Source organism: Aliagarivorans taiwanensis DSM 22990 (genome assembly GCF_000429505.1).
In the GTDB taxonomy this organism is placed as follows: domain Bacteria; phylum Pseudomonadota; class Gammaproteobacteria; order Enterobacterales; family Celerinatantimonadaceae; genus Aliagarivorans; species Aliagarivorans taiwanensis.
This window is the reverse complement of record NZ_AUBZ01000009.1, coordinates 21,107-36,425: the sequence shown is the minus strand read 5'-3', so window position 1 is coordinate 36,425 and position 15,319 is coordinate 21,107. Positions and strand designations below refer to the sequence as shown.

Annotated in this window: 13 protein-coding genes; 5 read left to right on the top strand and 8 right to left on the bottom strand. The window is 55.9% G+C overall.

Annotation, left to right across the window (positions count from 1 at the left end):
- Nucleotides 1-34: 34 nt before the first annotated feature.
- A complete protein-coding gene (locus G462_RS0107720; RefSeq protein WP_157378576.1) occupies nucleotides 35-784 on the top strand; it encodes a hypothetical protein in 750 nt (249 codons plus the stop codon).
- Here G462_RS0107720 and G462_RS0107715 read toward each other — a convergent pair.
- Nucleotides 723-3,392 carry a bifunctional acetate--CoA ligase family protein/GNAT family N-acetyltransferase gene (locus G462_RS0107715; protein ID WP_026958492.1) on the bottom strand — a complete coding sequence of 890 codons (2,670 nt, stop codon included), beginning with the start codon at nucleotides 3,390-3,392 and terminating at the stop codon, nucleotides 723-725. The two genes, G462_RS0107720 and G462_RS0107715, sit on opposite strands and share 62 nt — an antisense overlap.
- Nucleotides 3,393-3,857: 465 nt before the next feature.
- Between G462_RS0107715 and G462_RS0107710 the strand changes: the two genes are divergently transcribed.
- The gene (locus tag G462_RS0107710; protein WP_026958491.1) at nucleotides 3,858-4,274 is read left to right on the top strand and encodes a CBS domain-containing protein; all 417 of its coding nucleotides are present in this window, start codon (nucleotides 3,858-3,860) and stop codon (nucleotides 4,272-4,274) included.
- 58 nt (nucleotides 4,275-4,332) lie between these two features.
- Here G462_RS0107710 and G462_RS0107705 read toward each other — a convergent pair whose 3' ends face one another.
- From G462_RS0107705 to pomA, 4 genes are all read right to left on the bottom strand, one after another.
- Nucleotides 4,333-4,827: a glycine cleavage system transcriptional repressor gene (locus G462_RS0107705; RefSeq protein ID WP_026958490.1), complete on the bottom strand. Its 495-nt coding sequence runs from the start codon at nucleotides 4,825-4,827 to the stop codon at nucleotides 4,333-4,335.
- A 211-nt stretch (nucleotides 4,828-5,038) separates the two neighbouring features.
- Entirely contained in the window at nucleotides 5,039-6,502 is a 1,464-nt protein-coding gene (gene thiI, locus G462_RS0107700) for a tRNA uracil 4-sulfurtransferase ThiI (protein WP_026958489.1), read from the bottom strand.
- A gap of 178 nt (nucleotides 6,503-6,680) precedes the next feature.
- Nucleotides 6,681-7,604 carry a flagellar motor protein MotB gene (locus tag G462_RS0107695; RefSeq protein WP_035477170.1) on the bottom strand — a complete coding sequence of 308 codons (924 nt, stop codon included), beginning with the start codon at nucleotides 7,602-7,604 and terminating at the stop codon, nucleotides 6,681-6,683.
- Nucleotides 7,605-7,609: 5 nt separating this feature from the next.
- A complete protein-coding gene (gene pomA / locus G462_RS0107690; protein ID WP_026958487.1) occupies nucleotides 7,610-8,374 on the bottom strand; it encodes a flagellar motor protein PomA in 765 nt (254 codons plus the stop codon).
- Nucleotides 8,375-8,644: 270 nt separating this feature from the next.
- Between pomA and G462_RS0107685 the strand changes: the two genes are divergently transcribed.
- From G462_RS0107685 to dxs, 3 genes are read left to right on the top strand one after another with little or no spacing between them, the layout of a single operon-like run.
- A complete protein-coding gene (locus G462_RS0107685) occupies nucleotides 8,645-8,881 on the top strand; it encodes an exodeoxyribonuclease VII small subunit (RefSeq protein ID WP_026958486.1) in 237 nt (78 codons plus the stop codon).
- A gap of 3 nt (nucleotides 8,882-8,884) precedes the next feature.
- Nucleotides 8,885-9,769 carry a (2E,6E)-farnesyl diphosphate synthase gene (ispA, locus tag G462_RS0107680; protein WP_026958485.1) on the top strand — a complete coding sequence of 295 codons (885 nt, stop codon included), beginning with the start codon at nucleotides 8,885-8,887 and terminating at the stop codon, nucleotides 9,767-9,769.
- A 33-nt stretch (nucleotides 9,770-9,802) separates the two neighbouring features.
- Nucleotides 9,803-11,701, top strand: a complete 1,899-nt coding sequence (gene dxs / locus G462_RS22040; protein WP_051326601.1) for a 1-deoxy-D-xylulose-5-phosphate synthase — start codon at nucleotides 9,803-9,805, stop codon at nucleotides 11,699-11,701.
- Here dxs and G462_RS0107670 read toward each other — a convergent pair.
- The 3 genes from G462_RS0107670 to dppD all read right to left on the bottom strand — a co-directional run bounded on the left by G462_RS0107670 (nucleotide 11,698) and on the right by dppD (nucleotide 15,314).
- On the bottom strand, nucleotides 11,698-13,200 hold the full coding sequence (locus G462_RS0107670) for an ABC transporter substrate-binding protein (RefSeq protein WP_026958484.1): 1,503 nt from the start codon (nucleotides 13,198-13,200) through the stop codon (nucleotides 11,698-11,700). The genes dxs and G462_RS0107670 overlap by 4 nt on opposite strands.
- A gap of 123 nt (nucleotides 13,201-13,323) precedes the next feature.
- On the bottom strand, nucleotides 13,324-14,337 hold the full coding sequence (locus tag G462_RS0107665) for a peptide ABC transporter ATP-binding protein (protein ID WP_035477166.1): 1,014 nt from the start codon (nucleotides 14,335-14,337) through the stop codon (nucleotides 13,324-13,326).
- Nucleotides 14,334-15,314, bottom strand: coding sequence for a dipeptide ABC transporter ATP-binding protein (gene dppD / locus G462_RS0107660; RefSeq protein ID WP_026958482.1), 981 nt, complete (start codon nucleotides 15,312-15,314; stop codon nucleotides 14,334-14,336). Before dppD ends, G462_RS0107665 begins: the two co-directional genes overlap by 4 nt.
- Between the last annotated feature and the right edge of the window lie 5 nt (nucleotides 15,315-15,319).

The window sequence follows — 15,319 nt, the reverse complement described above, 5'->3', positions numbered from 1 at the left end:
GATAAACCACAGAGATCACAAGGGGACGTTGTTGTTGTCGTGGTTCGCTTACTGTAAGCGCCTGTTTATTATTGCTTTGCTGATCACTTCGCAAGCGAGCTTGAGTGCCGAGCTGCCAGTGTTGCGACTGGCCAGCATCAAGCAACTGCGGGCGCTCTACCCGCACGCGCATCAAGCGATTTCTAACGCGGGGCTGGAACTTGGCTACCAGATCGAGTTTGTCGATCTACCTGCGGCGCGGGCCTCCCGCCAAGCCAATGCCGGAGACCTCGATGGCGAGGCGCTGCGTGTGCGCTCGCCCGGCAAGAGCCCTTCAGCCAATTTACTGTTAGTTGATCAGCCACTGTTTCAGTCCGAGGTCTGGTACTGGACCAATAAGAACAACCACTGTCCTAAACCGGATCAGCTCCCTTATCGCAAGCCGGTGGGCATTATCGGCTGGCAGTATTTCGAGCAGGTATATGCGCTGTCACGAGTCGGACACGAGCAGGTCATTGAACCGACCAAAATATTCGATATGTTACGGCGCGGCCGGGCAGACTACTTTCCGGCCCCCTTGGAAGTGGTGGAGCGGGTGTTCTCGTTACAGCGCGAGCACCTTAAAACCTGTCTAAAGCGTCCTCTGAGTATCCGTTCTGCCTACATGTTGCTGCATCGGCGTCATCAAGAGTTAGTGCCCAAGTTCGCCGCAGCCTTGGGTAAACAGCTGGCGCGAGTAGCCGCTACTCCACCAGTTGTAAGTTCATCTCGATCACCCCTTCTTCCAAGTCCATACGTACCTTGAAGCCAAGCTTTTTGGCGAGCCCCGCCATTCCGCGATTCTGGATCATGGTGATACCGCTGACTCGTTCGGTGCCCTTGGCGCGATAGTAATCGATAAGCTTGCTTAGCAGGCGCGAGCCCAAGCCTTGTCCTTGCATATCACTGCGCACCACCATGGCGAACTCGGCTTCGATGTTGTCGGGGTCGATGGTTGCTCTCACCACCCCCAGAATCGCGCGATCATCCGGTGCTTGGCGATCTTCAGCGATAAAAGCCATCTCCCGGGCATAATCAATCTGGGTAAGCAGGGCCATCTCCTCGTGGGTCATCTGCCCGCGTGCGCCGAAGTAGCGCTTATAGCGATCTTCATCGCTAAGCGAGGAATCGAAGGCTAAGTGGCGTGGTTCATCCTCTGGCAGGATCGGTCGCAGCAGCACCTCGAGCCCCGATTTTAGCTTGCAGCGTTGCTCAAGCTCTTTGGGGTAAGGGCGAATGGCAAGGCGCTGTTGGGTGCTCTGGTCGTTGGTGCGCAGCTGGATGTTGGCGTCGAGCACCGTCACCTTGTCACCCGCCACCAGCACCGGGTTCAGGTCGAGACGGTAGATCTCGGGGCAATCGATCACCAAGTGAGAGATGCGGGTAAGCAGCGCACAGACCGCCTGCATGTCCATGCTCTGGGGCAGATTACGTTCGCGGATCTTCTGCATCTTGATGGCGCTGATTAGCAGATAACGGGACAGCGCCATATTCAAAGGCGGCAGCGCCACGGCGGCATCTTTCGCTTCATCCCATTCCGAGCCACCTTCACCGAGAAAGATCGCCGGCCCAAACACCGGATCGCAGATCACCGCAATCCTTAGCTCCTGGGCACCAGCACTTAAGGCCATGCGCTGCAGCAACATGCCATCGACCTGCGCCTCTGGATACGCCTGATGCACCCGCTCCAGCATCGAGTCGGCGGCAATCTCCAGCTCTTGGGCGTTGTTTAGGTTGAGCGAGACGCCGTGCACATCCGCTTTGTGTAAGATGTCTGGGCTTTGGATCTTCAGCGCCACCGGGTAGCCGATGCGCTCGGCCTGACTCAGTGCTTCGGCCTTATTTTTCACCATCCAGGTGTCGATGGTGTTGATCCCATAGGCCTGCAGTAGTGCACTGGCGGTATGGGTCTCCAATACTTGGCGACCATTATTGAGGTAGCCCTGCAGCTCTTGACGTTGCAGCGCGGCGTCTGCCGGAATCAGCTCACTGACGGTTTGCGGGGTTTGCTGCAGCAGTTTTTGGTTGCGGCGAAACTCCACCATATGCATAAACGCGCCAACTGCCGCCTCGGGTGTGCGGTAGGTGGGGATCCCGGCGTTTCTCAGCCGCTCGCGTGCGGCATAGGCACTGTGCTCCCCCATCCAGTTGGTTAGCAGGTTACAGCGTCCACTCGCCCGGTGGCGAGTAAAGCTGTCGATCACTGCCTGGGCGCTGTCTTCACCACAGGCGAACAAGGCCGGGGCGTGCATCACCAGCACCGCATCGGCGTCACCGCTTTCCAGCAACACATCCAGACATTGGGTATAGCGCTTGGGATCGGCATCGCCCAGCATATCCACCGGGTTCTGCCCGGACCAGCCGGTGGGCAAGATAGCGTCGAGCTTAGCCAGGGTATCGGCAGACAGCTCCGCCAACTTGCCGCCATTTTCTAGTAAGGTATCGAGGGCCAGCACACCCGGACCACCACCGTTGCTGATAATCGCCAGCCGCTCGCCCTTCACCGGCTTGGAGTAGGCCAGCGTTTCCACTGCCGCAAACAGCTCATGTAAGTCTTTGACCCGCAGCATGCCGGCGCGCCGAAAGGCGGCATCGAACACCGCATCCAGCCCCACTTCACCACCGCTGTGCAGCGCAGCGGCTAGCGCGCCTTGCTGGCTGCGCCCGGACTTAATCACCAAGATCGGCTTATTGCGCGAGGCCGCACGCGCCGCCGACATAAAGCGCTGCTTGTCTTGAATCGAGTCGACATACAGCATGATGGCTTGGGTTTTGCCATCGCGCCCCAGATAATCCAGCAGCTCACCAAAGGTGATATCGAGCGCTTCGCCGAGCGAGATAAACGAAGAAAAGCCAATCTGGTTGTAGTTGGCCCAATCAAGCACCGTGGTGCACACCGCCGCCGATTGCGAGACAAAGGCAATCTTACCGGGCTTGGCCGGGCAGTGGGCGAGCGAGGCGTGCAGACCAATCGCTGGGATCATCAAACCGATGGAATCTGGCCCTAACAGGCGAAAGTCGAAGCGCTGCAGCAGCTCCTGTACCTCAGCCTTATCGCGCTCATCGAGGCGGCTACACAGCACCACCACTTTGCAGCCAAGCTGACCGAGTAGCGCCAACTCCGCTTTGGCTTGCTCAGATTCAGAACAGACAATCGCCAAGTCGGGAGTGAGTGGCAGCTCCAAGATATGTGAGTAGGCCAAAACGCCCAGCACCGCTTTCTCTTTGGCGTTAACTGGCATCACCGGTCCAGCAAAACCACCGTTCATCAAGCCAGACATCACCAAGCGCCCGGCGCTATTGGCCCGGCTGGTTGCGCCAATAACCGCCACCGAGCGTGGCGCAAACAAGCGTTGTAGCTTCCCTAAACTCATTGTCGATCCTTGCAGGTTGAGCGTGCATTACGAGGCGTTGGCTTTAGTGTAGCGTGATACCCAAGCCACAACCCCTACCCACTTCATGTTCTATACCCGAACTACCTCAAGATGCAGGATTCAGAGGCACTCAATGTCCATAGGGCGAGGCGAAAATACGAAGGAATGATGACCCATTTCAAGTTTTTTCAACGAAGAACTATGGACATTGAGCGCCTCCCAAAGGGCGAGTTTTCCCACCCCTCATGCTGCGTTACTGTTCCTGTACTTAGACCGCTAAGTCTGCGTCACAGTGCCTTGCCTGAGGGGCGGGATAATCTCGCTGAACAAGCATCTTGAGGTTGCTCGGGTATAAACATATTGAAAACGGTAGAAAAATAACAATTTCTTCACAACTTGCTGGACAAGCACCCGATTCTTCTGCATACCATTAGTTATCACTAACAACAAAAAGCCGAGGCAACTATGCCCTTGCGTTCTATCAAAGCGATCGACTACATGACCCTTAACCCGGTCACGGTTACTCCAAAGACGTCGCTGTTCGAGGCGATCGACCTGATGATCACAGCCAAGGTGTCGGGCGCGACGGTACTGAATGAGCGAAAAGAGGTGGTGGGCGTTATCTCCGAGATTGACTGCCTGCAGGCCATCTTGAAAGGCACCTATCACGGTCACTTGGGTGGCAATGTCGGTCAGTTTATGACGGAAGAAGTCGACACCCTGGGCACCGACGTGGACATTCTGGCGGTGGCAGAGAAGCTGTTAAAGGACAAACGCCGCCGGATCCCGGTGGTCGAGAACGGCAAGTTTGTCGGCCAATACAGCGCCCGCAGCATCCTTAAAGCGGTGACCCAGTTCAATAGCGAAAGCTCTCTCGCCTAACACGACATAGAGCCGACTCAGCGCGGCTCTATCTTCCAGCTCTGGCGGTTTCACTAAGCTACTTAACTTTCAGCCCCGCATCGAGCTCTTCCAGCTCGGATTTGATCATGCCGATATCCAGGCTTGCTGGTACCGATAACTCGAACGCTGCCGAAAACACCAGACTCGCGGCATCGGCGACCTGAAAGCGATGGCACTCCATCTTATCCACCACCACATCGTGTTGCGCCAGACAGGAGGTGATGTCCTGAATCAAACCGGCACGGTCCTCGGCATCGACATGCAGTGCGACGGTATGACGGGCCACTTCCGGGGTATCGAGGCAAGGGAGAATCTGCAGGTTCACATCGGGGAAATCGATTAGCTTGTCTTGCAGCGGCTCGGCTTGGTCTTCGGGCAGTTCGACCTTGAAGATGGTGGCAAAATAGCCATCGAGATTAATGACCCGGCTGTTGACCCACTTTCCTTGGTGCTGGTGGGTTAGTGTGGCGAGGTCTCGCAGTCGTTCAGGATGCTCAGCACCACTGACGGTTACCATAAACATTGCACTCATAGTCCAGTCCCTCCTAGCTCACACGAATTAATGGTTCACGCGAAATATGGTTCACTTGGCAGTGTGGTTCACTTAAAAGTGTAACCCGAGGGCCGGAGGGCGGCAGGAGAAATCCCTAAAAGCTTGAGCCAGTTGGCTAAACACGGAGTGTTGACTAGCGAATCCTAAACATCGCCGCAACACCCCGGTAACAGAGCGCAGATAAAGTGGCTTAGCGGCGGTAAACGCCAACGTTATCAAAGCCCTGCTCTTTGAGGTACAAGGCTTGAAGCTTGCTCATCACGCCGCGGTCACAGTACAGCAAGTACTGCTTACTTTGGTCCAGATCGCCAAACTGGGTAGCCAGTTTAAAGAATGGCAGATGTACCACTTCTACGTCGTCTAGCTCCAGAGGCGCAACTTCTTCCTCTTCCGGAGCGCGCACATCCAGTACCACCGCGTGCTCTTGTTGCACTTCGGTCACAGTCTCAACCTGATGTACCTGCTCATCGCTCTCATTGGCAATATCGCGAATATCGATAATCCGCGCCTCTTCCACCACCTTATCCAGCACGCCAAAATCGAATTTCTGCTCTTCTTCCAGCAGCTTCGATTCAACTGCTTTGACCGTTGGCTTTTGCGAGATTACGCCACAGTACTCCGGCATGGTCTCCGCAAAGTCGCCAGTGCCGATGTGGTGGGCGGTGTCGATGATATCTTGCTTGTCGGTGGCAATCAGCGGGCGCAGGATCAGCGTCTCTGACACCTTGTCGATCATCCCAAGGTTCACCAAGGTCTGGCTGGATACTTGGCCGACTGCTTCACCAGTGACCAAGGCTGGAATATCCAAACGCTGCGCCAGACTTGATGCAGCACGCACCATCATCCGCTTAAGCACTACGCCCATCTGGCCGTTCTCAACGTTTTGTAGGATCTGATCGACAACCGGGTCAAAGTCCACCGCAATGAACTTCACGCGGTGCGAGGAGCCATAGCGCTTCCAAAGGTGATGGGCCACTTGCTTCACGCCGATCTCATGGGCACGTCCACCCAGATTAAAGAAGCAGTAGTGTACCTTGGTACCGCGCTTGATTAGCTGGTAGCTGGATACCCCAGAGTCAAAGCCGCCGGATAGCAGCGACAGCACACTTTCTTGGGTGGCGATAGGGAAGCCGCCCAGACCCGGATGCTGGTGTTTCACCAAGAAGGCCTTGTTGTCTTCGATCTCCAAACGAATGGTTACGTCTGGGTTCTTCAGCTTCACGCCGCCAGTGTCACAGTACTGGTTGATGCCGCCGCCCACGTAACGCTCTGCTTCGATGGAGGTGAAATCCTGTTTACCGCTGCGCTTAACGCGCACACAGAAGGTTTTGCCTTGCAGGCGATCCTTCCAGACTTCGTGGGTAATCTCATAGAGGTTGTGTAGATCGGTGTACTCAAACTCGCTCACTTCCAAGAAGTGTTGGATACCCGGGATACAACCCAGCGCATCCACCAGCGGTTCGCGGTCCGATTCTTCGACATTGCGGGCGGTAACGATCAGTCGGTCCCATTCCAGTTTTACCCGGATATCCATCTCTAAGTTGCTCAGCACATTGCGAATATTGCTTTGCAGGATCTTGCTAAAGCGTTTGCGCACCGACTTACTCTTCATAGTAATTTCGGGGAATAACTTAACGATGAACTTAAACTTCATGGGATCGGCTCCGGTAAATTTGGCCGCGGATTATACCCTGAGTTTAGTTTGCCTGCTACGCCTGTAGACTTTTGCAGCGCTTTGGGTCGGTCGACCGAGATAAAACATATGGCTCAAAGAAAGCTTAATGTAAAAAAGAGGGAGGCCTTTGCCTCCCTGCTACTTGATATCGCGAGTCTTAGTTAGCGTCAGCCTGAGGCTGCACCGAGACCTCCTGAGACATCATCGCCTCGCCCTGCATAATGCCAATCTCAACGCGGCGGTTTTTACTGCGGTTTGCGGCAGTATTATTCGGCGCAATCGGCAAGGTATCGGCCATGCCCTGCACCCGCAGTCGCTGCAGCTCAAACCCGGGCACCTTGACCAACTCATGAGCCACCGAAACAGCACGTTGACTGGAGAGGTCCCAATTGGAGCGATACAGCTCAGACAGCGCTGGCTGGTTGTCGGTGTGACCCGACACGGTAATCACCCCGGGAATATCCTTAATCAGCTCGCCAACCCGGTAGATAATCGGTCTAAAGCGCGGCTGCAAGAAAGCTGAACCGGCCGGGAATGCGCCTTTCTCACGGATACGAATGATGATCTGCTGACCCAGCGATTCCACCTCAATGGCGCCATCTTCCACCTGATCGCGCAACTGCTCAGCAATCCGCTTGGCTTGCTGGTTTTGGATCTCTTGGGCTTGCGACTCTTGGCTTTGACTGCTCGATTGGGCTTGTGAGCGGCCACCACTTTGATCGCCGGAGTCTTTTTGCTCGCCACCGGCATCGGCATCTTCACCGTCCTGGAACTCCAGTTTGGCCTGGGTGATATCGATGGTTTGCTGCATGATGGTTTCGATCGGGGTCGGCTCAGGGCGCCCCGGACGGAACTCTTGGGCGATCACCGAGGTGCCCTTGGGAATGTCTTTTACCTCAAGCAGGTTTTGCACACCAAAGGCGTACTTCATCGAGCCGGCGATCTGCTTGAACTTCAATACGTCCATCTCTGAGAACGCCAGCAGCAGTACGAAGAAGCACATCAGCAGCGACATCAGATCCGCAAAGGTTGCCAGCCATAACGGCGCCCCGGGAGGGGGACATTTGCAGGGTTCTTCCATAGCGATTACTCTTCAGCGGTACCCAAGCTACGTTTGCCTTCATGCAGATAGTTTTTCAGCATGGCTTCGATAATACGCGGGTTTTGGCCATCTTGGATGCCCAGCACCGCATCGAGGATCAAGGTGCGATTAAGCTTTTCCTCGCCAGCTCGCAGCAGCAGTTTGTCGGCGATAGGGATCGCCACCATGTTTGCCAACATCGCACCATAAAGGGTAGTCAACAAGGCCACCGCCATCGCGGGACCAATCGATTTAGGGTCATCCATGTTGGAAAGCATCGCTACCAGACCGATCAGGGTACCGATCATCCCCATCGCCGGCGCCACATCGCCCAGCGCTTTGAAGATACCGGCACCGAACTCGTGGCGTTCGGAGGTAAGCAGGATGTCTTTTTCCAAGGTGGAGCGCACCACATCGGCATCGTGGCCATCCACCAGCATGTCGATGCCCTTTTGCATAAAGGAGTTGGTGATCTCAGCCTCTTCCAGTGCCAGGAAGCCGCCTTTACGCGCCGAATCAGCCATTTCCACCGAGCGCTGGATCAAGTCTTCCGGCTTGTCGGCCTTAAACATAAAGGCTTTCACTGCAATCTTCACGGCGCCAATAAACTGGCCGATGTTGTACTTCATCAACACCACAAACAGTGACCCACCGAATACAATCAGTACCGAGGGGATATCGATGAAGATCCCGATTCCTCCCCCCATTACCATCGCCATCACGACGAAGGCAAAAGCCCCAAGCAGGCCTATCAGCGTTGCTAAATCCACAATCTAATCCTTGTAGCCAGTAAAGCGCAGGTTGGCGGTGTCTAACCTGAACATAATTTGAACCCGAAAGATAAACCCACCCAAACCTTAATACTACTCCAGTACAGCGCTGGAGTTGAAGGTGATTATATTCAAAGATTCAAGACCTTGAGATGAATCTCTTCGTTGTACTTTATATCGACCAATAAAAAAATACTTGAGTGGCGAGTTTGACCTGTATACCGCCCTGAGTTAACGTGGCGCCAGCAATCATCACGCCAGGATCAACTGATGGCCGCCAAAAAGCCCGAAAACATGAGCTTCGAAGAAAACCTCAACGAACTCGAACAGATTGTCTCGCAGCTTGAGCAAGGAGAGCTCAGTCTCGAACAAGCACTGAAAAGTTTTGAACGAGGTATCAGTCTGGCCAATGCCAGTCAGAGTAAACTGAACACCGCCCAACAGCAGATCAAGATACTTCGTCAGGGACAAGCCGGCGAAGACTTAGCCCCATTCGAACAGGAGTAATCTGTGCACGCCTCTCTCGCTGACGCCCTCGGTGCCTACCAGCAGCGGATCAACGACTATTTGGCTGAGCAGCTAACACGCCAGCCCGATCTAGAACCGCGCCTAAAATCCGCCATGCATCACGGCCTGTTGCTCGGTGGTAAGCGGGTGCGCCCGGCGCTGGTATATATGGTGGGAGAGTTAGCGGGACTGGAGCTGACCTATTTAGACCCGGTTGCAGCAGCGGTGGAAGCGATCCATGCCTATTCGCTGATCCACGACGACTTGCCCGCGATGGACGACGACGAGCTACGCCGCGGCCAGCCAACCTGTCACATCGCCTTCGATGAAGCCACGGCAATTTTGGCCGGCGACGCCCTGCAAAGCTTTGCCTTTGAGCAGCTAAGCCAAGCGCCCCTGAACGCTGAGCTGCGCATTGAGCTGGTCGCCACCTTGAGCAAAGCCGCCGGCTATGCGGGCATGGTGGGTGGCCAGGCCTTGGATATGGCCGCCACCGAGCAACAGGTTAGCCTGGAAGCCTTGGAGCAGATACACCGCCATAAAACTGGTGCGCTAATCAGTGCCGCGGTTGCCATGGGCGCGATCAGTGCTGATTTGCCAGCGGACCAGCGGGCAGCCTTGCTGCGTTACTCACAAGCGATTGGGCTGGCATTCCAGGTTCAAGACGATATTCTGGATCTGACTTCCGATACCGAAACCTTAGGCAAACCCCAAGGTTCCGATGCAGAGCTCCAGAAAAGCACCTATCCTGCTCTACTAGGACTGGATGGCGCGCGCGATAAAGCCCAGAGTTTGCGGGCTGTGGCGCTTCAAGCTTTAGAGACTTTGCCCTACAATAGCGCCATGCTCGCCGAATTGGCCGATTACATCGTATACCGCGATAAGTAAGCAAAAATCACAGTAAGAGCCATATCTCAATTTATGACACTGGACATTAAGCACTACCCGCTGCTCGCCGAGGTGGATTACCCGGAGCAACTTAGAAAACTATCTAAACAACAACTCCCAGAGCTGTGTGAGGAGTTGCGCCGTTATTTGCTCAACAGTGTTAGCCAATCCAGTGGCCACTTGGCATCAGGCTTGGGTGCGGTCGAGCTGACCGTGGCCCTACACTATGTCTACGACACGCCGTTTGACAAGCTGGTATGGGATGTTGGCCACCAGGCCTACCCACATAAGATCCTCACCGGCCGCCGCCAGCGTATGTCGACCATTCGTCAGCTCGATGGCCTGCACCCCTTCCCGTGGCGCGACGAAAGTGAGTACGACGTGCTGAGCGTAGGCCACTCCTCTACCTCGATCGGTGCCGCTTTGGGTATGGCCATCGCTGCGCAAAAAGAAGGCGAAGGCCGCAAGGTTGCCGCAGTCATTGGCGATGGCGCAATGACCGCCGGGATGGCCTTTGAGGCGCTTAACCATGCCGGTGATATCCATAACGACATGCTAGTCATCCTCAATGACAATGAGATGTCAATTTCCGAGAACGTTGGCGCACTGAACAACTCTCTGGCCAATATCCTCTCAGGCAGCTTGTACTCAAACCTGCGCGAAGGCAGCAAGAAGGTACTCAGCGGCATGCCGCCACTGAAAGAGCTGGCCAAACGCACCGAAGAGCACCTCAAAGGCATGGTGGTACCGGGCACCCTGTTTGAAGAATTCGGTTTTAACTACATCGGCCCCATCGATGGCCACGATGTAAAAGGTCTGGTCAAAACATTGAAGAACATGCGTAGCCTGAAAGGGCCGCAGTTACTGCATGTGATGACTAAAAAAGGCAAGGGCTATGCCCCCGCCGAGCAAGACCCGATTGGCTACCATGCAGTATCCAAGTTCGACCCGAGCAAGCACGACCTGCCAAAGGCTAAAGCCACCGCCCCGACCTTCTCCAAGGTATTTGGCGACTGGCTGTGCGACATGGCGGCCCAAGATGAGAAGCTGATGGCGGTGACCCCGGCCATGCGCGAAGGCTCAGGCATGGTGCGCTTCTCCAAAGAGTATCCGCAGCAATACTTCGATGTGGCGATTGCCGAGCAGCATGCGGTGACCTTTGCCGCCGGTCTAGCGATTGGTGGCTATCACCCGGTGGTGGCGATCTACTCCACCTTCTTGCAGCGCGCCTACGATCAGCTGATCCACGATGTAGCGATCCAGAACCTGCCGGTGCTGTTCGCCATTGACCGTGCGGGCGTGGTGGGCGCCGATGGGCAAACCCACCAAGGGGCTTTTGACCTAAGCTACCTACGGCCAATCCCCAACCTGACAATCATGTGTCCGGCGGATGAGAACGAGTGTCGCCAGATGCTGTTCACTGGCCATCAGATGACTACGCCCGCTGCGGTGCGCTACCCACGTGGCGGCGCGGACAACACCCCTATCGAGCAAACGATGCAGGCGTTGGAGATAGGTAAGGCGCGGGTGCTACGCGAAGGCTCTCAGCTGGCCATCCTCAGCTTTGGTACCCTGCTCACCGAGGCGCGCAAAGCAGCCGAACAGCTCGATGCCACCTTGGTGGATATGCGTTTCGTGAAGCCCTTGGATGAGACCTTGCTTGTCCAGTTGGCGCAAAGCCACAGCCACTTTATCAGCGTGGAAGACAACGCGGTGATGGGCGGTGCAGGCTCTGCGGTAGCGGAGTTTATCTTGGAGCAAGGCTTAGCGGTGAAGTTTAAGGCTCTTGGCCTACCGGATCGCTTTGTCGAACAGGGCACGCAAGCGCAGATCCACGCGCGTTTGGGCCTGGATGCAGCCGGCATCACAGCGACTGCCCGTGCCTTTAGCGCACCCAGCCACTCTACCCCACTGAAAGTTAAAGCCGACTAGTCTGCCTTGTCCGCTGCGTCGGCTTGGCGCAGCGACAGCTTATCGAAATGCGGATAGGCCATGGCAAAACCGACCGGACCCAAACTCACCTCAGCGCTGGCGGCCCACAGCCGCTGCTCCCAGTAAAGAGGGACCAGCAGGGCATCATCATAGAGCTGCTCTTCGAGCTGCCGCATCAGTAAGTCACGCTCCGCTGAACGCCATTCCGCCTCGGCAGCGCGCAGCAACACCTCGCCGCGCTCACTAACATAGGGCCCACAGCGGCCTACATGAGGATAGAGGCTGTCACTCACCTTCATGGTTCGCATCAGGGTCATCACATCGCCAGACAGGCTGTGGCGTGACACCAGCGCCATGTCGTAGCGACAGCTCTCCAGCGCTTGCACATAACCACTATCATCCAGCCATTCGACCTGTAATTCGAAGCCGGTTCTAAGCAGCATCTTTTGCAGCTGCCCGGCCAATCGCCGGTACTTCTCTTGATAGCTTTGCGGCAAGATCAGCGTCAAGCGGGTGCCATCGGGCACCTCTGCCTCTTCCAGCAGTTGATTGGCAACTATCGGGTTATAACGCGGCGTCAGGCTCTTGTTGTAACTGGGAAAGGCCGGGTCGCTAAGCTGGGTGGCAGTATCGGCCATCGGCCCCATCGACTCTGCCAAGGCCTGATTGTTAATAGCAAAGTTGAGCGCTTGGCGCACCGACACCTGCTCAATATAGGGTCTGCGAGGATTGAGCTGAATCGCGGTCCAGTCTTGGCCGTTCACCGGGTGCAGTAACACATGCTGTTTTTCGTTAAACAGGTGGGCGTACTCCAGCGGAACATGGTCGACCAAGTGGACATCGTCGGAGAACAAGCTGGCAACGCGGGCTTCTTTGTTGGCAATCGGGATCAAGCTGAGCTGTTCGACATTGCCACTGATCTCGCCCCAGTACTGGGGGTTTTGCTCAAAGCGCGCATGCAGGTTTTGCAGGTAGTCGCTGAGCATGAATGGACCAGTGCCAGACAGGCGCTGCGCAGTACTCGGCACAAACTGGCTATCAGCCGGAAACAAAAAGCTCAGCCTGACAAACAGCATCGAGAAGGGGTAGTCAGTAACCACCACAAAGTCGCGCTCATTCAGGGCTTCAATCGTGGTAATCGGTGACCACCAGCGCTCAAAGCTGGGCGAGGCTTTAAGCTGCTCAAAGGTCCAGGCGACATCGGCGCTGGTCAGGGGATTTCCCGAGTGAAACTTCACCCCTTCGCGCAGGCGAAAACGGTAGCGGGTGGGCGACTCAGCCTGCCAGCTCTCCACCAGCCGCGGCTCCAGCTTGCCTTCGGTATCAAAGCGAAACAATGAGTCAAAGGCAAGGTTTCCGATCAGCAAACTGCCGGGCACACTGGGGTCGACCACCGGATGAATCGCCAAGGGATAGGCGGTGCCCCAAACAAGTTGTTCGGCCTTGGGGGCAAAGCTGCATAGTAGGGTCAGCAGCAGCGCAAGCAGTTGTGATCTCACCCGGTTCTCCCTGTGTTAAGACCGCGCAAGCTTACCATATTCGCCAGCGAGCTAAACAGGGCAATAAAAAAGCGAGCCTTGGAACTAGGCTCGCTTGAGTTGTTACAGGGGTAAGTAGAGCGCTTAGAGCCGCCCTTCTTCCCGAGCAAAACAGGCTACCTGGGTGCCAGACTCGTTTACCAGCAGCGGCTGCTGCTGGGCACAACGCTCGTTGGCGTAGCGGCAACGGGCGTGGAAGGCACAGCCTTGTGGAGGGTTGAGCGGCGATGGTAGCTCACCCTGCAGCTTGATCTTCTCGCGGCGGTGGGCTGGGTCAAGACGCGGGGTACTGGAGAGCAGCGCTTGAGTATAGGGATGCTTGGGATCGTTAAAGATCGCCTCACAGCTGCCATACTCCACCGCTTTGCCCAGATACATCACCATCACTTCATCGGCAATATGTTCCACCACCGACAAATCGTGGGAGATAAAGATGTAACTCAGCCCCATCTCCTGTTGCAGATCCATCATCAGGTTCAGTACCTGAGCCTGTACCGATACGTCCAGCGCCGATACCGGCTCATCGGCCACCACCACCTGAGGGTCGAGCATCAGGCCGCGGGCAATCGCGATACGCTGGCGCTGACCGCCGGAGAACATATGCGGGTAGCGGTCGTAGTGCTCCGGGCGCAGCCCCACCTTGGCCAGCATATCCAGCGCCTTTTGCTTGCGCGCTTGCTTGCTCAAGCTGGTGTTGATCACCAAGGGCTCTTCCAAGATGGTCCCAACCTTCTTACGCGGGTTGAGCGAGCCGTAGGGATTTTGGAAGATAATCTGGATCTTCTGGCGCAGCACCTTGGCCGCTTCCGCGCCGAGGCCCAGTACGTCTTGGCCATCGAAGCGCAACTCACCGGCGGTGGGCTGCTCAATCATGGTCAGAACCCGAGCCAGGGTAGATTTACCACAGCCCGACTCTCCTACCACTGCCAGGGTCTTGCCCTTATCCAGGTTAAAACTGACACCATCGAGGGCCTTTACATTGGCCTCAGGCTTCATAAAGCCGGTTTTCACCTGATAGTGCTTCTTGATATCCACCACACTCAGCAAGGATTCCGCCTGCCCAGCTGCGGTCGATGATGTTAACTTCGCTTCACTCATGCTGCGGGTTTTCCTTGCAAATCGAGGGGGGTAAAACAGCGCACCTGACGCAGGCTATCGCCACTTACCATGGGTACTTCACGCTGACAACGTTCGCTGGCATAAGGACAACGCGGCGCCAACATACAGCCCTTGGGCCGGTCGAAGGCACCGGGTACTACGCCGGGTAGTGCTTCGAGGCGCTCTTTACCCTGAGAGGACTCAGGCAGTGAACGCAGCAAGGCTTGGGTGTAGGGATGACGCGGGGTTGAGAAGATCTCTTCCGCCGGGCCCGTTTCCACCACCTGTCCTGCATACATCACGATCACCCGGTCGGCGGCTTCGGCTACCAAGGCCAGGTCGTTAGTAATCAGCACCAGCCCCATGTTCTTCTCGCGTTGCAGCTCGAGCAGCAAGTCGACGATCTGAGCCTGAATGGTTACATCCAGTGCGGTGGTTGGCTCATCGGCAATCAACAGTTTTGGGTCGCAGGCAATTGCCATGGCGATCATCACCCGTTGGCTCATCCCACCGGATAACTGGTGCGGATAGGCTTTGAGGCGCGATTTAGGGTCTGGAATACCCACCTGCTCAAGTAACTCAATGGCACGTTCACGGCGCCATTTCTTTCTGCCGCCTTGGTGGATCTTGAGCGCTTCAGTGATCTGGAACTCAACGGTGTAGCAAGGGTTGAGGCTCGACATCGGCTCTTGGAAGATCATCGCGATATCGGCACCGGTTAGCGCGCGGCGTTTTTTCACTGGCATCGACAGCAGATCTTGGCCATCAAAAGTCAGCCCTTCGGCTTTTACGTGGCCGGGGTATTCAATCAAACCCATGATCGACAGCGAGCTCACACTCTTACCTGAGCCACTCTCACCGACAATACCCACCACTTCGCCCTTTTCCACGCTGTAGCTGACTTGGTCAACCGCTCGGAAGGGATTCGGTCCATCACCAAACTCGACGCTGAGCGAGTTTACTTCTAATAAGGCCATCAGCG